The 17447-nt window shown below is 58.1% G+C and carries 15 protein-coding genes, 1 pseudogene and 1 riboswitch; of the genes and pseudogenes, 6 read left to right on the top strand and 10 right to left on the bottom strand.

The window, feature by feature from the left end:
- Positions 1-6: 6 nt before the first annotated feature.
- Positions 7-453, bottom strand: coding sequence for a YaiI/YqxD family protein (locus ACIQT8_RS04285; RefSeq protein ID WP_138795415.1), 447 nt, complete (start codon positions 451-453; stop codon positions 7-9).
- A 238-nt stretch (positions 454-691) separates the two neighbouring features.
- On the opposite strand from ACIQT8_RS04285, the gene chrA reads away from it, so the two are divergent.
- Positions 692-1882, top strand: coding sequence for a chromate efflux transporter (chrA, locus tag ACIQT8_RS04280; protein ID WP_400964380.1), 1191 nt, complete (start codon positions 692-694; stop codon positions 1880-1882).
- A gap of 30 nt (positions 1883-1912) precedes the next feature.
- Here the strand turns inward: chrA and ACIQT8_RS04275 are convergent, their stop codons facing one another.
- Positions 1913-2593 carry a hypothetical protein gene (locus ACIQT8_RS04275; protein ID WP_400963877.1) on the bottom strand — a complete coding sequence of 227 codons (681 nt, stop codon included), beginning with the start codon at positions 2591-2593 and terminating at the stop codon, positions 1913-1915.
- 569 nt (positions 2594-3162) lie between these two features.
- Between ACIQT8_RS04275 and ACIQT8_RS04270 the strand changes: the two genes are divergently transcribed.
- The gene (locus ACIQT8_RS04270) at positions 3163-5811 is read left to right on the top strand and encodes an autotransporter outer membrane beta-barrel domain-containing protein (protein ID WP_400963874.1); all 2649 of its coding nucleotides are present in this window, start codon (positions 3163-3165) and stop codon (positions 5809-5811) included.
- Positions 5812-6072: 261 nt separating this feature from the next.
- Here ACIQT8_RS04270 and ACIQT8_RS04265 read toward each other — a convergent pair whose 3' ends face one another.
- The 6 genes from ACIQT8_RS04265 to ACIQT8_RS04240 all read right to left on the bottom strand — a co-directional run bounded on the left by ACIQT8_RS04265 (position 6073) and on the right by ACIQT8_RS04240 (position 11846).
- Complete coding sequence (locus ACIQT8_RS04265) at positions 6073-6555, bottom strand: GNAT family N-acetyltransferase (RefSeq protein ID WP_400963871.1); 483 nt, start codon at positions 6553-6555, stop codon at positions 6073-6075.
- Positions 6556-6566: 11 nt separating this feature from the next.
- The gene (locus ACIQT8_RS04260; protein WP_400963867.1) at positions 6567-7016 is read right to left on the bottom strand and encodes a GNAT family N-acetyltransferase; all 450 of its coding nucleotides are present in this window, start codon (positions 7014-7016) and stop codon (positions 6567-6569) included.
- 75 nt (positions 7017-7091) lie between these two features.
- Positions 7092-7730, bottom strand: coding sequence for a trimeric intracellular cation channel family protein (locus ACIQT8_RS04255; RefSeq protein ID WP_400963864.1), 639 nt, complete (start codon positions 7728-7730; stop codon positions 7092-7094).
- A gap of 40 nt (positions 7731-7770) precedes the next feature.
- Positions 7771-9483, bottom strand: coding sequence for a peptidoglycan D,D-transpeptidase FtsI family protein (locus tag ACIQT8_RS04250; protein ID WP_400963861.1), 1713 nt, complete (start codon positions 9481-9483; stop codon positions 7771-7773).
- A gap of 157 nt (positions 9484-9640) precedes the next feature.
- Positions 9641-10492 (bottom strand): LysR family transcriptional regulator, encoded by an 852-nt coding sequence (locus ACIQT8_RS04245; RefSeq protein ID WP_400963858.1) that lies wholly within the window; start codon positions 10490-10492, stop codon positions 9641-9643.
- A 449-nt stretch (positions 10493-10941) separates the two neighbouring features.
- Positions 10942-11035: riboswitch (glycine riboswitch) on the bottom strand.
- An 85-nt stretch (positions 11036-11120) separates the two neighbouring features.
- Complete coding sequence (locus tag ACIQT8_RS04240; RefSeq protein ID WP_400964378.1) at positions 11121-11846, bottom strand: L,D-transpeptidase; 726 nt, start codon at positions 11844-11846, stop codon at positions 11121-11123.
- Positions 11847-12181: 335 nt separating this feature from the next.
- On the opposite strand from ACIQT8_RS04240, the gene ACIQT8_RS04235 reads away from it, so the two are divergent.
- Together ACIQT8_RS04235 and ACIQT8_RS04230 are read left to right on the top strand one after the other, a co-directional pair.
- Complete coding sequence (locus ACIQT8_RS04235) at positions 12182-13354, top strand: polysaccharide lyase family 7 protein (RefSeq protein ID WP_400963855.1); 1173 nt, start codon at positions 12182-12184, stop codon at positions 13352-13354.
- Between the two features lie 390 nt (positions 13355-13744).
- Positions 13745-14086, top strand: a complete 342-nt coding sequence (locus tag ACIQT8_RS04230) for a DMT family transporter (RefSeq protein ID WP_400963853.1) — start codon at positions 13745-13747, stop codon at positions 14084-14086.
- 106 nt (positions 14087-14192) lie between these two features.
- Here the strand turns inward: ACIQT8_RS04230 and ACIQT8_RS04225 are convergent, their stop codons facing one another.
- A complete protein-coding gene (locus tag ACIQT8_RS04225) occupies positions 14193-14504 on the bottom strand; it encodes a hypothetical protein (RefSeq protein WP_400963850.1) in 312 nt (103 codons plus the stop codon).
- Positions 14505-15365: 861 nt separating this feature from the next.
- Here ACIQT8_RS04225 and ACIQT8_RS04220 point away from each other — a divergent pair.
- Positions 15366-15470: pseudogene (locus ACIQT8_RS04220) on the top strand (glyoxalase); the annotation flags it as partial.
- A gap of 3 nt (positions 15471-15473) precedes the next feature.
- Here ACIQT8_RS04220 and ACIQT8_RS04215 read toward each other — a convergent pair.
- Entirely contained in the window at positions 15474-16373 is a 900-nt protein-coding gene (locus ACIQT8_RS04215; RefSeq protein ID WP_400963847.1) for a LysR family transcriptional regulator, read from the bottom strand.
- 118 nt (positions 16374-16491) lie between these two features.
- Between ACIQT8_RS04215 and ACIQT8_RS04210 the strand changes: the two genes are divergently transcribed.
- Positions 16492-16995, top strand: a complete 504-nt coding sequence (locus ACIQT8_RS04210; protein WP_138791570.1) for an SRPBCC domain-containing protein — start codon at positions 16492-16494, stop codon at positions 16993-16995.
- Positions 16996-17447: the final 452 nt, after the last annotated feature.

The following is a 17447-nucleotide window of genomic DNA, read 5'->3' as shown; positions in this document are numbered from 1 at the left end:
TGCCGGTCATTTTTTGACACGACGGCAGAACCGGTCAAGCGTCTCCAGAAACGCCGATCTGTCGCGCGGTGAAAATGCCGCGTTGTAACCCTTGCTTTCGCCGGTTTCGCGCAGATGCGCGCCAAGATCGCGCATGGCTGTGGCCATGCCGATATTCGATTTGTCGAACACACGTCCTGTCGGTCCGGTCACGAGCGCGCCTTTGGCGACGCAGCGCCCCGCCAGCGGCACGTCGGCGGTCACGACGATGTCGTCTTCACCGGCATGTTCGGCAATCCAGTCGTCGGCCGCATCGAAAGAGCTGGAAACGATGACATTGCGCACCATCGGATCGCGTGACGGGCGCAGGCCGGAATTGGCCACGAAGGTCACTTCCAGCCCATGCCGTTCCGCAACCTTCAGAATTTCCGGCTTCACCGGGCAGGCATCGGCATCGACATAGATTTGCGGCATGGATACTTCTTCGCTGTTTTTGGCGTTTCAGGCGCTTTTATCGTCATTACAAGGGATTACCAACCCCGCACCGTTGCAGAATGCCATAAAAGAGGTGCGCGCCGGCTGATCTGCCAGTGCCGCTTTGCATTTACAGCCATTGCCTTCATAAAACTGTCATCGGGCATCCGCATAGCGTTGCGGGCAGCATGGGCGAGGGGCAGTGGTGACATCTTCGGCAGAGACGGGCAGTGAAGGCATGGCAGGACAGCCGCATGGCACGCCGGCGGAGGTATTTTTTGCCTTCCTCAAACTTGGTCTGACCTCTTTCGGCGGCCCGATTGCCCATCTAGGCTATTTTCGCGACGAGCTTGTGGTGCGCCGCAAGTGGATCGATGAAGCCGGATATGCCGATCTCGTTGCGCTCTGCCAGTTTCTTCCCGGCCCGGCATCCAGTCAGGTGGGTTTTGCTCTTGGTCTTTTGCGCGGCGGGCCGCTTGGTGCCTTTGCCGCCTGGGCCGCCTTTACCCTGCCATCGGCGATCTTGCTGGTGGCCTTCGCATTATTGGCCACAGCCTTTGACGGTCCCATCGGCACCGGTCTGTTGCACGGCCTGAAGATCGTCGCGGTTGCCGTGGTGGCGCAGGCGGTCTGGGGCATGGCGCGTAGCCTGGCGCCGGATCGGCAACGGGCCAGCATCGCGCTTGCCGCCGTCGCTATCGTGGTGTTTGCCGCAGGCGCCATCGGCCAGATCGCCGCCCTTGGTCTTGGCGCGCTGGCGGGTCTGGTGTTTTGTCGTGATGGCGTCGTTACCGGCACGCCGCATCTGGCGTTTCGGGTGTCCCGCAGCGTCGGCGTTGCCTCGCTCGTTGCGTTTTTCGGTTTCCTCGTCGGCCTGCCGGTCATCGCCTCCGTGGCAGGTTCGCAAGGGCTGGACCTTTTCGATGCCTTCTATAGGTCCGGTTCACTGGTGTTCGGCGGCGGCCATGTCGTGCTGCCGCTGCTGCAGGCCGAGGTCGTCAATCCCGGCTGGCTCGGCAACGATGCCTTTCTGACCGGTTATGGCGCATCGCAGGCCGTTCCCGGACCGCTCTTCACCTTCGCCGCCTATCTCGGCGCGGCCATGGAGCCGCAACCGAACGGCGTCACCGGTGCGATCATCTGTCTTGTCGCCATCTTCCTGCCGGGCTTCCTTCTGCTGGTCGGTGCCCTGCCATTCTGGAACAGCTTTCGCAAACGCCCCATGGCCCAGGCCGCCATGCGCGGCGCCAACGCCGCTGTCGTCGGCATTCTGGGTGCCGCGCTCTACAGCCCTGTCTGGACCAGCGCCATCCTGAACGCCTACGATTTCACGCTGGCGCTCACGGGTTTCATACTCCTCGTCATCTGGAAAACCCCGCCGTGGCTGGTGGTGGTGCTGATGGGAGCAGGGGGCATTCTGCTGGGGTGACTATGGACGGCGGCGTCTGTGAGCCGCAGTTCAGTTTTCGAGGTCTATCCGAACGCCCTTGTCCGTGACGACTTGCAGAGCATGTCGGCGGACTACATCGAACGGGATAGGAAGTAGTTTAGCAATTTCACTGAGTGGAATGCCTGGTTGCTCTGTTGCGAGGTCTTCTATCGTAAAAGGAATTTCGAGAGAATTTTCCGGTTGTACATATCTTACCGATCCGCCCATTTGAATGGCGAGCGATAAAAGCTCTCTATATGTGCTGACACTCGGTTGGTTGTTCTTGCCCCGAAACAGCATCCAGACATCGAAAATTCTTTGTTCGTTTGCCAGCCACCAGTCCGTCCCGCAAGCCTTGCAGTGAAAATGGTGTAACCAGAACATATGGCCGACGCCGTCCTCCACATGTTCAAAGGTGCCAAGGGAAATACCGCCCAAAGAAACGCACTTAGGACTGGAAAATGTATGACACTTGCAGGCTCCCGGTGCTGGCAATGTTTCCGTTAGAGAATGGCGAAACTCTGCAACCTGTTTTGCGTCTGCAAAATTGATTGAGATAGCCTCTAGGAACCTGTCAGGACCTAACGCCGGTTCGGCCTCAGCAGCAGAGTAGAGCCATCCTTCAAAGCTTTTCACGTCCCTGTCGCCACGCGCGAACTCCCAGCAGATATGCAGGGCTTCTGATGGAATTTGGCAATCGTTTGAACTCATCTATTTTCCACCAACTCAGTCGCTGTACCACCTAAGAGTGTTGCGTCTCGGTAGCAACGCGGACGCAGTTCTCGATCGCTCGCATCTGTCTTACAGCAACGCAACATTGCTCAGCATATAAACGTTAGCGCGAATCTTTCAAATCACCCCATCGTCAAGTTGCGAAAAACAATCTAGAATAAGTCGTATAGTCTTTTGGTTGCGTTTTATTATCAGTCACTTACATTCGGAAACAATAACAAACATAGGGGCGCCACGCTCCGATTTCCGTGTTGAGACGGCCTTTCCGACGAGACGTCACACGGATCACGCATACCCCCGACATGATTGTCCGGGTGGCGCAAGACTGGAGGGGAGATGCGAAAAATTCTCCTCCCGCTTTAGCCTCATCGGCTGGAAATTGAAGATCGTCGGCATGCCTGCCTCGCCTCACCAGCGAGGATCGAGACTTGCCGACGGAAAATTCATGGGATGTTTTTGAAGCGTCCACCGATTTGCACGGGAGATTTTAGGTCAGATAAAATTCTGCTTTTTCAATTATTTGCAAGTCTTGTGCGGGGGCACGTTTGATGCGTAGTTCGAGACAGAACAGAATACCCGGTTTCTTTTCCTTTTCGCACTCCGGTGCATTTCAGTTGAAGCTTGGACTGCCGCTTACCAGCGCCTTGCTCTTCTTTCCCTACACGGGAACGGCACTTGCCGATTGTACGCCGACCACGCCGTCTTCTGGCGATACGGTTGTCTGTGATGGCAATCCGGCGGGCTTCACCACAACCGGCCTAGGCAGCCTGAATGTGCAGATACAACAGGGCACCAACCTGAATGGTCCGTTCACGGCCAGCACGATGGGCACTCTGACGGTCGACTCCTCGGGCAATCTGCAGAGCGTCGGCATTACCGATGTCAGTAGACTCGTCTTCGATAACCGCGGCACCATCAACGGTGGTCTGGTGGTGAGTGGCGATGGCACCTACATCGTCCACAACTACGCCAACTCCTTCATCAATTCGGCCTTCAGCTTCACCGGCAACAGCACCAACGTCATCACCAATGACGGCACGCTGAACAATGGCATCACCATCAATGGCGATGGCCAGACCAACATCACCAACAATACTGGTGCATCGCTGAACAGCGGCATCTTCGTGACCGGCGCCAGCCAGACCTACGTGCAGAACTACGGCACGATCCAGAGCAACATCTCGCTCGGAACGGGCAATGATACGATCATCAACTACGATCCGGGCCAGATCAACGGCAGCGTCTCGCAAGGCTCCGGCAACGATATTTTCGACATGCGCGGCGGCCGCGTCAGCGCAACGGTCAATCAGGACGATGGCGACGACCAGTTTCGGCTGTCCGGCGGCGAAGTCACGGGATCGCTGGTAGCGGGCTCCGGCGCCGATGCGATGGTCTGGGTCGGTGGCCTGATCGGCGGTATCGACATGGGTACCGAAAACGACACGGCCTATTTCTCCGGTCTCACCGATGAACATCTCCGCGGCATTCAGATCGATGGTGGTCTCGGTACAGACATTCTGACCTGGTCGAATACCAAGGGCAGCAATCCGGGACGGCTGATCAACTGGGAGCGTATCGAACTGACGAACGGCTCCGAACTGACGATGAACAACACCCTGACACTGGGGGACACTGGAACCCTGACAGGTGGTCTTGTCATTGACGGTTCCAGCTATCTGCGAGCCGGTAGCGGCACGTGGAGCATCAACCCGGCGGTTGGCGGCAATCTGGTTCAGGTGCAAAACTCCGGTTTCATCGATCTGACCAACGGTTCCAACTCGACATCGGACAGCCTCACCATCGTCGGCAATTATCGCGGTTTTGGCGGCCAGCTCTGGCTCAATACCGTGCTGGCAAGCGACAGCTCCCCCTCCGACAAGCTGGTAATTTCCAACGGCACGACATCAGGCACCACCGGCCTCGTCGTTACCAATGTCGGTGGCGCCGGTGCGGAGACGACGCAGAACGGTATTCTCGTCGTGGAAGCCATTAACGGTGCGACCACGGGCTCGGGTACCTTCAATCTCGCCCGCCGTGCCTCTGCCGGTATCTATGAATACCAGCTCGTTCAGGGCGGCGTGACCACCGGCACTGAAAACAACTGGTACCTGCGCAACAACTTCCAGGGCATTGATACCACCAACCCGGATTTACCCGAATGGCTGCTGCCCGGCGGCGGCGGTGAAGAAGGCGGCGGTGATGGTGATGGAGGCGGCAGCGGCGGCGGTGACGACGGCGACATCACACTGATCCGTCCTGAAGTCCCGATCCTCAGCGCGACGCCGACGGTTGTTCGCGGCCTGCTGCGTGTTGCGCTTGGCACGTTCCATGAGCGTCACGGCGAACAGGCCTGGTTCGGTGACGAGGCGGACAAGAATATCGTCTGGACCCGCTTCTTCGGCGATCAATACCGTCAGGACCTCAGCTCCTTTGCCGATCAGCGCTTCAAGGGCAACCAGTGGGGCCTGCAGTTCGGTGCGCCGGTCTATCGTGCCGAGCATGATGATGGCCAGCTTGATACCTTCGGTGTGATGGCCGGTTATGCGCGCGGCTGGGGCGATATGCGCGCCCGAAACATCTACGACCGGGTCATCGAAATCGGCAACATCGATGTCGACGCCTATAGCCTTGGTGCCTACTGGACGCACACCTGGGAAGACGAGTCCTACATCGACGCCATTCTCATGCACTCCTGGCTCAGCATCGATACGGACTCGGTTGCCGACTACAGCACCAGCTTCCACGGCCGGGAATGGACGGCTTCGCTGGAGGCCGGCAAGAAGTTCGATATTTCCGAAAACTGGGTCATCGAACCCCAGGCGCAGATCTACTGGCAGTACCAGAATTTCAACGAGGCCAACGATCCGGGAGGCCGGATCAGCTACGATAACAACGATTCCTGGACGGGCCGTGTCGGCATGCGTCTGGAAGGCGACTACACGATCAACGAGCGGCCGTTCAGCCCCTTCGTGCTGGCCAATGTCTGGCATCAGTTCAAGGCCAGCGACACGATCCACTTCAACGAAACCGCCATTCGCCCGTCCTGGGAAGAAACCAGCCTGGAACTCGGCGTAGGCTTCACCACCAAGGTCTCGGAAAACACCTCGATCTATGCGAACGCATCCTACGAGTTCAACCTCGGCGGCGAGGACTTCCGCCTCTTCTCCGGCCGCGTAGGCGCCCGCATCGTCTGGTGATGCAAAACAACAGTTGTGCCTGACGTTCCAAACGACAGGCACGACCTGTTCATTCTGGACAATCCATCCGGGGCCTGACCGTCAGGCCGACGATCGCGTACAGCATTAACGCCACAGCGAGGACGTGGAAATCCGCGTCCAATGCGATGGCTCCGTCCCCGCATGGGAGAAAGAACGGGCAGGGAATGCGCCTCCCTCGTGGCAAGCGCCTTCATGGCGAGGTTTGCTTGCGCGACCGAGAAGAGACTTCAGCCGTCGCTCTTATTTCAACGTCAGAACCATATCCCAGCGATCCAGCCCCACGCCATAGCCATCCGGCGTAACCCTGGTCGTGACAAAGCCGAACTTCTCATAGAAGCCTTTGGTGTGCTGACTGGTGTTCAGGGTAATGCTGTCGACATCGTGCAGGTTTCTGGCAAGCTCAAGCCGCGCCTGCGTCAGCAGTCGCCCGACACCCTTGCCGTGATGATCGCGCGCCACCATGCCCCACGACAGAAACGCCGTCCTCTTCTCCGGTAAGGTCTCCAGTCCACCGCAGGCAATGATGCCGGTGGCATCCTCAAACACCAGATACGGCCGCTGCAGGGCAAGTCCCGTCAGGAATTCCGCATACTGCGGGCGTTCCTCTTCGGCGAAGAAATGCGGGACATTGCTGTCGAAGACAGCAAGGCAAGCAACACTGTCTTCAAGAACATAGGGCCGGGACGAAATCGATTGCACTGACCCAGTCAGATTTGAGGTCATAGGGTGGTCGCTCACAAAAGACGCAGCTTGTAACCGATATGGGTTGGTTCAAAGCCCAGCCGGTCGTAGAACCGGTGCGCGTCGGGGCGTGCCTTGTCGGTTGTCAGTTGCACCAGCGCGCATCCTTGCGAGCGGCTGTAATCGATGGCCCATTTGAACATCGCTTCGCCAATCTGCTCGTTTCGCCTGCTCTGGGCAACGCGCACCGCTTCGATCTGGGCGCGCTTTGCGCCGCCGCGTGACAGGCCGGGAATGACGGTGAGCTGAAACGTTCCGACAATCTCGTCGCCGTCTTCCACAACACACAGGAACTGGTTGGCATCGCCGGTGATGTCGCGAAACGCTGCGCGGTATCGTTCCATATCTTCTGGTTGGGTCGATTCCCGGCTGGCGCCCAGCACGTCATTGGCGAGCAGGTCGATAATCGCCGGCAGATCGGTCTCTACGGCTTTGCGAAACATCAATGGCGCCAAGACCTGCATCCTTTTTGGCCAGAATATCGGAATGGCCGGACCCTAAACCGGTGAGGCCGTCAGTCAATGCAAATCCCTGGTGTAGACGAATTTTGGCATGCTCCAGCCAAAGCGGATGGCGAGGAGACGCAACACCAGGCCAAGCCCCATGGCGAGGAGGGTGGTGAGCGTGTGCGACAGCCCGAGATGCGGTGCGGCCAGATAAACCAGGCCGGTGAACACCGATACGGTGGCATAAAGTTGCGAGCGGAACAGCAGCGGCACCTCGTTGCAAAGGATGTCACGTAACACGCCGCCAAGGCACCCGGTCAGCATGCCGGCCGCCACCACAACAACCAGCGGCTGGTTCATGGTCAGCGCAATCTGGCAACCGATGACGGTGAAGACCACCAGTCCTATCGCATCGAGAAACAGGAACATCTTGCGCAGATGATGCATGTAGCGCGCCAGCGGTATCGTCGCCAGAGCCGACAGGCCCGTGACCAGCAGGTAGCTGGGGGTTGCCACCCATGACAAGGGATGGTGGTTCAGCAACACATCCCGCACCGTGCCGCCGCCAAGAGCAGTGATGCAGCCGAGCAGGAAGACACCGATCCAGTCCATTTCGCGGCGCCCGGCGGCGAGGGCTGCGGTCATCGCCTCCGCGACGATGGCAACGAGATAGAGAATATGGACGATGTCGCTGGTGGGTGACGCGCTCATCGAAAACCACCTGAAAATTCACTCATGTCTGCAGATACCCTCAATAGTTCATCAGCGGAGATGCCTTCTGGTCTCCGAATGAGGGGCGAACGCCGAGAAGTGGCGCGGCCCGCGTGATGATATCGCGCACCATGGGCGCGGCGTTGTAAGCGGCCAGCCGCCCGCCGCGCTCGCCGGAAAGCGGCGCGTCGACGATGGTGAGAACCACGTAACGGGGCCGGTGCATGGGGAAGGCGGCAAGAAAGGTGTTGAAGTTCAGGTTCTTGGCGTATCTGCCATTGATGACCTTTTCCGCCGTTCCGGTCTTGCCGCCAACATCGAATCCCGAGACCTGCGCGTTTCGGCCGGAGCCCTGCGTGCCGTTATAGGCGAAGAGCTCACGCATCTTGGCGCTGGTGGCGGCCTCGATCACCCGTGTCCCGTCCATCTGGCTGCGGGCATTGCTGCCGGCGATAAAGGTCGGATGACGGAACATGCCGCCATTGACGAGTGCCGCAGCGGCAGCGGCCGTCTGCAGCGGTGTTGTCGCCAGACCGTGCCCGAAGGAAATCGTCGCGGAATTGATCTTCTTCCAGTGTCTGGGCGCCGCGGGCGAGGCCACCTCCGGCAATTCCGTCTGCAGGCGTGACAGCAGGCCCAGCCTGGAAAGAAACCGCTGGTGATTGTCCAGTCCCACCAGATCGGCGACCTTGGCGGTGCCAATGTTGGAGGAATACCGAAACACCTCGCGAATTGTCAGCGGTCGGCCGCGACCGTGAAAATCGCGGATAAGGAAACCGCCCATTTTCAAGGGGCGGGAGGCATCGATCACCGAATTGAGACACACCACACCGGCATCCAGCCCCATGGCGAGCGTAAAGGCCTTGAAGGTCGAGCCCATTTCCACCGCGGAATTGCTCATGCGGTTAAACCACCCCTTTTCGTAGTCCTTGTCGATTGCGCCATCCACAAGGCGGCGTGAGGGTTCGTTCGGGTCGTAATCGGGGGCGGAGGCCATCGCCAGCACCTCGCCGGTGTCGACATCGATCACAACCGCGCCTGCCGCTTCCGCCCGATAGTTCTTCATGGCATCGACAACCACGGTGTGCACGATGCTCTGTACACGCAGATCGATGGAAAGCCTGACGGGTTTCAGGTCCGTAGCATCCGTCAGGCCGATATCGCGCAGATCCGCCAGACCCTGCCGGTCGAGATAACGCTCGATACCTGCCAGCCCCTGATTGTCGATGTTGACGTGACCGACAATATGCGACGCCACCGGCCCGCCGGGGTAGAAGCGCCGCTTCTCCGGCCTGAAGCCGACACCGGGAATGCCAAGCCGCATGATCTCGGCCTGCTGTCGGGGGGTGAGCTGTCGCCTGATCCACTGAAAGCCGGTGTCGGAGGTAAGCTTGCGGTGCAGATCCGCCCAGTCGAGACCGGGAATGACCGAAGCAAGCTTTTCAATTGCCTCATTCGGGTCCACCACGCGGCGCGGTTCCGCATAAAGCGACACGAGATTGACATCCGTTGCGATGAGCTGGCCGTGCCGGTCGACAATATCCGGGCGTGAGGCAATGGCGCCGGGCGATCGCGGAATGCTTGCGGTCATGTCGCTCTCGGAGACCTGGCCATAGTGGACAAGCCGCGCCGCAATCACCCCGTAACCGATGGCGAAAGCGGCAAACAGCAGCGCCACACGCTGACGATGCCGAACGGGCGATAGAACAAGCTTGCCAATGGCACCTTTGCGGGTGCGGGCGATCAGCGACATGAAATTACTCCACGCTCATGCATCGGGGGCAGGTTGGGCCTGTGGGCAACTCGAACCGGCATCTGCACACGCGCCTGACAGGGTCTGTCATCAGGCATTCTACACGGAGGAAAATCGCGCAGAATTCGGCAATCGCGCAGCCCCAGTCTGCGCATAATCAGGAACGCCATAACGGCTTGAGGCTTTCGCTGATGAAGTCCATGGCAACGCGGATGCGCGGCGTGTCGCGCACGTCTTCATGGATCACCAGCCAGACATCGATGCTGACGCCGGGATCAAGCGCGTCAAACCTGACGAGGCCGTGTTCGGCGGCGAGATAAGCGGGCAGCAGCGCCACTCCGGCCCCACCGGCGGCAGCGGCCGCCTGGATGCGCAGATCGTTGCTGCACATGAACACCTCGTCGGCGGAAAGCCTGTCATCCAGCCAGCGATGGTGGTCCGACCCGCGCATCGTGTCGTCATAGCTGATGTAGAGCGGGCTGCCGTTTCGCGTCAGATAGGCGGGGCTGGCATAGAGGAAATAGGACAGTTGCCCGAGGCGGCGCGTCACAAGCGTGGCTTCGCTCGGTCGCTTCAGGCTGATGGAAACATCCGCTTCCCCCTTGGAAAGCGACATGGCCTCCATGGTGCCGACCAGGCGAAGCCGAACGTCCGGGTGCTGCATCTGCAGCGTGGCAATGTGTGGCGCAATGAAACTGTAAAGCAGGGAGGGCGGGGCGGATACCACGACGTCCCCCTCTATGCCACTCTGGCCGCTGCAGGCGCAGCGGCTCAGCGCAAAGGCCGACTGGCTCATCTCCTCGGCGAAATTCGCTACGTCGCGGCCCATGGTTGTCAGCACATAAGATCGCGGCCTGCGATCTACGAGCTTGACCGACAGCGCTGTTTCCAGTGACGCGATGCGGCGACTGACGGTGGTGTGGTCAACGCGCAGCGCCTTGGCGGTTGCCGTAATCGAGCCATGGTGTGCGAAGGCGGAGAAAAAGCGCAGATCTTCCCAATCGACCATTTTGATATTCCTGACAGCGAGATTGTGGAACGGGAGGGCGCGTCGGCATCGTCACGACAGGGCAGGGTCACGGCATGGCTTGCGCCACGCCAGTCCGGTGCCGTTATCGCGGGACGCCGCGGGGCCGTTCAGTTCTTGAAGGGAAGCGGGGTGAAACGCCGTGGCTGTTTCAGGTCGCCATGCGCATAGGCTGGCTGGCTTTCAGCCGGCGTGCGTAAAGCATGCAGGGTTAATGCCCGCGCAGCAGCTTTCCACGAACGATGTCTTGAGATGGCGATGACGCGCATGATTGTCGATGGGGAAGGGTGACTTCCAGGCATAGGTGCTCCTTGCCCGTCTTTCCGGGCCTCTGGCACCCCCTCTGTCATTGGCCTGAGAGATTCGCTCACCACATCAGGGCGAACTTACACCATCGGCGCGAGCCTCGGCCCGCTTTTCAGAGTTTTCAGGATCTTGCAGCGGTCCTTTTGCCTGAGAGTTTCCGGGGTGGTTGCTCCGTCGGCGCCGATATCGGGAGACATCGATCTCTCCCGCTGCTCGATATGTTTTGTCCATCGCCGGCACCCGGCAGACGTGAACGACGTGAGATATGGTGCCGTTTATGGCGTAAGTTTGACCCTTGGCGCCATCAGATCACCAGCAGAGGCGTCTTGCCTTTTACCCGGTCGTAGAGATCGATGGCATCCTGCATCAGCATTCTGACGCAGCCCGACGAGGAATTCTTGCCGATCGTGCGCCAGCTTGGTGATCCGTGAATGCGGTAAAGCGTGTCCTTGCCGTTCTGGAAAATATACATGGCGCGCGCACCAAGCGGGTTCTTCGGGCCGGGGGCCATTCCGCCGGCTTCAACACCGTATGGTTTAAGTTCGGGGTTGCGCGCAATCATGTCGTCAGGTGCCTTCCACCGTGGCCACTTCTGCTTCCATTGCACGACGGCACGTCCCTTCCAGGAGCGCCCCTGTGTTCCAAGTCCGACTCCGTAACGTATGGCCCGACCGTTTGGCAGCACCCAGTAAAGGAACCGCTCGCGGGTATCGACGACAATGGAATAGGCCGGCTCGGTCGTGGCGTAAGCGACCTCCTGGCGCAGATATTGCGGATCGATGGCGCGGTGGTTGACCGCAGGCACATCAAATCCGCCATCTGTCAAAGCGGCATAGATGATATCGTAATCGAGACCGGCAGCCTTATCCCCAGGCTTGTTCTCTTTCGCCGTTTTGACGAGGGGTTGCGGCTCTTCCTTCTTCTCGGGCAGGAAGCCGGCGTCGGTCTCAAGCTTTGCCTTTGGAGCCTGCACACAACCGACTGCCAGCACCGAACTGGCGGCAAGGGTAAGCAGCGACCTGCGCGACATGTGGGAATTGAGTTTCTGTTCCAAGGCTGTTCTGCTGTCGATGTCTGGAGGTAACGGTCGGGACGAGGTTTTGCCCGGACCTTCTGGTTGCGCGACACAGACCACGAAACCCACGGATTCGGTACTGCGCAAAAACGCAGATCGATGCTGCAGCATCGCATGTTGCCAGCCGGGGCAACGAGGGGGCGAAGGGCAGGGTGCAATTTTCGGGCGAAAGCCAATTGACCGATGCCACCCTGCGTGGCTCAATGGCGCGACTCCTGCCCACAGATTCAGTCGTCGTCATGACGACACCAGATGCTGCCAATTTTTGATTTGATAATCGGAGATATCCCATGCTTCTGGCTACGGCGCGCGCGTTTTTGATCTTCGGCCTCTCCACACTGGCTCTTTTGCTGAATGCGGCGCCTCATGCGAGGGCGCAGGAAGGGGCTGTCGATGGCGATGACAGGCCGAAAAAGAAGAAGATTCCGATCGAAGAACGCCTGCCGGGCATCCTGTCGGGCCGATCCACCGCAATTGATCTGAGCCGGTGGAAGGTGACCTTGCCGGTGAACGAGCAGGGCGTGAGAAGCGGTGAGGGCGATGCTGTCGAACTCAAGATGCTGAAGGGTCTTTCCGTACCGCCCTATTTCGATGTGCAGCAGAACTCGATCACCTTCGTGGCGCCAACCAATGGTGCGCGCACCAAGGGTTCGAACTACCCACGCTCGGAATTACGGGAGATGGACGGCAAGGGTGATGAGTACGAGTGGCAGGTCGGCGATGGCGGGCGGCTTTCGGCAACGCTGAAGGTCGATCAATTGCCGAAGGCCAATGGCGATCTGCCCGCCAGAGTGGTTATCGGCCAGATCCATGGACCGGACGACGAGCTTTGCCGCCTTTATTATACCGACAAGGGTGAGCTTTATTTCATCGACGACAAGGCGGGCGACGACCACGAAGAAACAGTTTTCAGGCTGGTATCGGCCAAAGGCAAAGAACCGAAAATCCCGCTGGGCGCCAGCTTTTCCTACGTCATAGACGCGAATGCCGAACGGCTGAGCGTAACGGTCTCGTACAAAGGTGTTGATTACGTCGGCGTCGATCCCATCAGCAGCTTCTGGCCGGGCAAATCCCTCTATTTCAAGGCTGGCGCCTACCTTCAGGTCGGAAAGCCGGGCAGCAAGGCCGGAACCGTCGGCCAAGGCCAGGGCAGCGTCACCTTCACTGCGATCGGCACACCCACGCACGATATCTATCGTGAGCAATCGGAAGAAGACGGGGAGGATAAAACCGCCGGCTCCGAAGAGACCGGCCGCGACCGGAAAACCGGAAAAGCCGTCAGCAGTGTCGAACTTTATGCGGGCTGCATCGCGGTGAAGACGACCAAGCTGCTTGAGGCCGTCAGCAATCTGCCTGACGCCATGAAAAAGGCACGCCCCCTGTGCGAAAGTCTGGATCGCGAGTTCAGTGCGAAGGAAACGGCCGAAGTGGATGCGCTGTTACAGAGGATTTTTGCGCGCTGATGACCAGTAACGCGCATCGTTTTCCCAAAGCACCAGCCGCCAGATAAGCTTCGACGTCGCAGGTTGTCTGTACCTTCCACGGCAAGATAGAGTAGGGGCAAGGGGAGGGTACAGAGCGCCTTGCTTTCGCTATCCGCTTATGAAAACGGATACGTACCCGGGCCGATCGACTTGGGGTGGCGCCTGCAGGTTCAGATCCCTTTCATGAGCTGCTTCCATACGAGTTCGGAATTGATAATCATTTTGCGAACGGGTATGGTTCGAGCGCCTAAATTGATGACCGGTTGGTACTCCGGTCCCTGAAACTACCATGGCACCAACTTGACCATATGGTCGGGCGAGGTGTGGCAGTTTCCATCCTTCCCGGCAAAAAAAGGAAGGAAAATCTCGATGTCTCCACTTATTTCTTATGCAGCTCTCGCCGGAGCAATCGTGTTTGAGGTTGCGGGTTCGTCAATGCTGATGAAGACCGAACAATTCACCCGTCCAGTTCCGACCCTGATTATGTGCGTGTTGTTCGGTGCATCGTTGTACTGTCTGTCCGTCGCGCTTAAAACGCTTCCGTTGGGAATTGCCTACGCGATTTGGGGTGGTTTGGGCATCGTATTGACTGCGACAGTCAGCGTGGTGATCTTTAGGCAGACGCTTGATATCGCAGCCTATATCGGGATCGCGATGATCGTGGGCGGCGTGTTGATCATGAACCTCATCTCGAAGTCGGCATCACACTGACGCGAACGGTCCATCTGTCTGGACCGGCGAATGCGTTCAAAGCGATCCGTCTTGCAAGCCAACGGCGAAGCACTGCGCTTGAGAGCGCGATGACTTCGCCTGTTGGTCAGCCTTCAGCTTCGCGGTTGTTATCGGATTTGATCAGTGCGCGCAGCGCCGCACATTTGGGGTCGTTTGCCTCAAAGAGGTTATCTGGAGACGTCCATCCCGTCGAAATGCCGACAGCCGTTGTGATTGCCCAACCCGGCTCATTTCCGGCTCTGTCGATAAGACGGGGTACCTGGGTCGCCAAACACTGATGTGACTGTTGAACAGCCTCCATGGAGACATTGCCGCGATCAAGCTGCTGTTTCATTTCAGCCTGAAGCGGGTCGACAACAAATATGGCGAACAACCATGCAGCAATATCTGCAATCATGATCCATCCTCGTGGTGCGGCGTCATTGTCGGTATAAGGTCCGACATCGTGAAAGCGCCGGGACTTTCACCAGAGGGGCCCGGACCAGCGGGTTGATCCTGTATTTGGGAAACAGCAGGCCGTCGTTCAAGGTCATGAATGACATGGTGCGCAGGAGGGCAAGGCCATACGGCGAGAGAATGCTGGGCGCCATGCGGAATCCGCTTGCTCGACGCCCGGCCGATCGCCTTGTGCCGGATCGAGGCTGCACCGTCAGCCAGATGACCTGCGACGCCACAGGTCACTAACCCGTCCATAGCAAGGGAAAGCAGGGGGCAAGGGCAGGGAGTAACTCCCACGCTTTCGACCTTTTAATCATGGTGTTGCCAGGCAAAGTCCGGGAAGCACCTGACCATCTGGTTCTGGATCAAGCCACAACTCAAAAATAAGCTCGTCTTTCATGGCGTGCGCATACAAAACAATATCATTCTCTCCAGCATTTCCGGATCGCAATAATGGCTTGCATCAGTGATATATGCTACCTCGAGCTGAAGTTTGCGGGCAGAGACGCATGCAGAACGAGAAGAAAAGACATTTCCAGACACGTGATCTGGATGGCGATGCCAAGCGCGTAAAGGTGCGGCAAAGTTTATTTGGAGAATGCGTCAAATGAACAGTATTCAGTCTAAATTACTTTGTATAATGACTTGGATTGTTGTTATGGCTTTCCGAATTATCATTGGATTTTTTATCCGTATATTTTGTGTCTGGCTTTTAGTTTTTCTATTGTCGAAAATAATTCAATTGCTGACCTAAACTATTTTTTTTACTTTTGGACACTTCTTTGACTTCTCCCAACCGAAGGTTTTATCCATCCACCGCTTCAGGATCGTCTATCCTCTATCTGACGAACCCTGGGGCGTGCGTCGTTTCTACGTGCTTGATCCGATGGGAAAGATCATAAACATCCTCTCGCACGTGCCTTGAGCTTCAAGCCTGGAGCGTGTCGAACAGCAGCGCCCGGAACCATTGATGCCCGGGGTCGCGATGGGTCCGTTCGTGCCAGATGGCGATCTTCGAAAAGCCCGGAATGTCGACAGGCGGCGCCATTGTCGTCAGGGTTGGGTCGTTGCTGACGAGCCGGCTCGGCACAACGGCAATCAGATCCGTCGTTTTCAATAGCTCGGGCAAGGCGAGAAAGCTGGTGATCGACAGCACGACCCTGCGCTTTCGCCCGATGGCGGCCAACGCATCATCGGTGACGCCGCGAAAACGCTGACCGGAGAAGGAAACGAGCACATGGTCGAGATCGCAAAAGCGATCAAGATCGATTGTGCCGTTTCGCGCGGCTGGATGATCGCGTCTCAGTGCGCAGACGTATGTTTCATGGAAAAGCCGGCGGGCATGCAGGTCCTGCGGCGCTGTTTCCGGTGTCACCAAAGCGAGGTCGAGTTCTCCGCGCTCGAACTGTACTTGCGCATTGTCATTGTCGACGGGGCTGACCGAAACGCGGATGCCGGGTGAGGCGGCACGCAGCCTCGGCAGGAACGGCAAAACGACCGCCTGTAGCGCGTAATCCGTGGCCGCCAGAGACATGGTGAACTGCGCCGTCGCAGGGTCGAAAACCGGCGGCTGCAGCAATGTTTCGACGTCTGCAAGGATCTGGCGAACAGGGGCGGCAAGTTCGTTTGCCCTGGCTGTCGGGATGATGCCGCGCTGTGTGCGGATGAAAAGAGGATCATCAAAACTGTCGCGCAGGCGGCCCAGAACGCCGCTGACGGCGGGCTGCGTCAGGCCAAGCCGATCGGCTGCGCGTGTGACGCTTCGTTCGTCAAAAAGCGCGTCAAATGCCTTCAGAAGATTGATGTCGAGAGATTTGATATCGCGCATACTTATATCCGTAATCACAAATCACGATTATTCTTATTTCTGCACATCTGGCATCAGGAGGCAACCGAACCGCAACGGTTCTGCACGCACCTGAGACGAGGAGAGAGATTTGACCAGCATGAGCGCGATTGAATGGCCCGAAGACTACATTCCCGGCTTCACGGACAACTTTTGCTCGAACGAAGTCATTGTCGCCGGTTTGACTGCCGCGACCATATGGCCACTGCTGAGTGTCGCCACGGCATGGCCGACATATTACAGCAACTCGGCCAATGTGCGCTTCTACGACGAAATGGGGCCACAGCTTGAAACCGGTCGCCGTTTCTATTTCGAAACCTTCGGCTTTCCCGTCGAAGCAGAAGTCGTCGAATATGTCGCGCCGGTAAAAGGCAATCCGGGTCGCATTGCCTGGCATGGCTGGGCCGGTGAGGGCGACACACGCCTTGACGTCCATCACGCCTGGCTCGTCGAAGATCTCGATGGCGGCCGCGTGCGCATCCTCACCCAGGAAACCCAGAAGGGCAAGCCAGCGGAAGATCTCGCCAGAGCAAGACCAAACCCGATGATCAACGGTCATCAGGACTGGCTGGACGGCCTCATCGCCGCCGCCCGCAAGTCCTGATGGGTCCTGTGCGGCTCAAGACCCGTCGCAATTGCTGGACTAATGAGCGATATGTCATATAGAATTCAGATTAAATATAGATCATAGTGAATTGAAATATATTGAAATAATAGAATTTGCATAAGCATTCTTGATTAAGGCTGTGAGCGATCACCGCTTGAGACTGCTGCTCATTCAGGCCGATCATTGGGGTCGATGCCTGCCGTTTTGGCTGTTCGCACGATGCCATTGTGCGGCATGCTCGGACAGCCATTGACCGCCAGTATCCCAATAGGTGACGAATGTCGCATCTCTAAATAGAGCGTACCCTGTGCACACAATATCAAAGCTGGATACGGCTGCGACACGGCCAGCCAGTTAGAAACGCGGCACTGGCTCTGCCAGTCAGCCCCCCCCCGCAATGGCACGATAAATCCAGTCCAGTTTGGATTGTCCCTGCCAGCCGTCGTCGA

Source organism: Agrobacterium sp. NPDC090273 (assembly GCF_044772305.1).
Classification (GTDB): Bacteria; Pseudomonadota; Alphaproteobacteria; order Rhizobiales; family Rhizobiaceae; genus Agrobacterium.
The sequence above is the reverse complement of the archived record's forward strand: the minus strand, read 5'-3'. Positions and strand labels throughout refer to the sequence as shown.

Coding starts and splice junctions, on each gene's coding strand:
- ACIQT8_RS04250 (WP_400963861.1), bottom strand. CDS start 9,483: ATGTCGCTGATCGCCCGCACCCGCAAAGGTGCCATTGGCAAGCTTGTT.
- ACIQT8_RS04245 (WP_400963858.1), bottom strand. CDS start 10,492: ATGGTCGATTGGGAAGATCTGCGCTTTTTCTCCGCCTTCGCACACCAT.
- ACIQT8_RS04255 (WP_400963864.1), bottom strand. CDS start 7,730: ATGAGCGCGTCACCCACCAGCGACATCGTCCATATTCTCTATCTCGTT.
- ACIQT8_RS04260 (WP_400963867.1), bottom strand. CDS start 7,016: ATGTTTCGCAAAGCCGTAGAGACCGATCTGCCGGCGATTATCGACCTG.
- ACIQT8_RS04285 (WP_138795415.1), bottom strand. CDS start 453: ATGCCGCAAATCTATGTCGATGCCGATGCCTGCCCGGTGAAGCCGGAA.
- ACIQT8_RS04210 (WP_138791570.1), top strand. CDS start 16,492: ATGAGCGCGATTGAATGGCCCGAAGACTACATTCCCGGCTTCACGGAC.
- ACIQT8_RS04270 (WP_400963874.1), top strand. CDS start 3,163: ATGCGTAGTTCGAGACAGAACAGAATACCCGGTTTCTTTTCCTTTTCG.
- ACIQT8_RS04275 (WP_400963877.1), bottom strand. CDS start 2,593: ATGAGTTCAAACGATTGCCAAATTCCATCAGAAGCCCTGCATATCTGC.
- ACIQT8_RS04265 (WP_400963871.1), bottom strand. CDS start 6,555: ATGACCTCAAATCTGACTGGGTCAGTGCAATCGATTTCGTCCCGGCCC.
- chrA (WP_400964380.1), top strand. CDS start 692: ATGGCAGGACAGCCGCATGGCACGCCGGCGGAGGTATTTTTTGCCTTC.
- ACIQT8_RS04240 (WP_400964378.1), bottom strand. CDS start 11,846: ATGTCGCGCAGGTCGCTGCTTACCCTTGCCGCCAGTTCGGTGCTGGCA.
- ACIQT8_RS04235 (WP_400963855.1), top strand. CDS start 12,182: ATGCTTCTGGCTACGGCGCGCGCGTTTTTGATCTTCGGCCTCTCCACA.
- ACIQT8_RS04230 (WP_400963853.1), top strand. CDS start 13,745: ATGTCTCCACTTATTTCTTATGCAGCTCTCGCCGGAGCAATCGTGTTT.
- ACIQT8_RS04225 (WP_400963850.1), bottom strand. CDS start 14,504: ATGATTGCAGATATTGCTGCATGGTTGTTCGCCATATTTGTTGTCGAC.
- ACIQT8_RS04215 (WP_400963847.1), bottom strand. CDS start 16,373: ATGCGCGATATCAAATCTCTCGACATCAATCTTCTGAAGGCATTTGAC.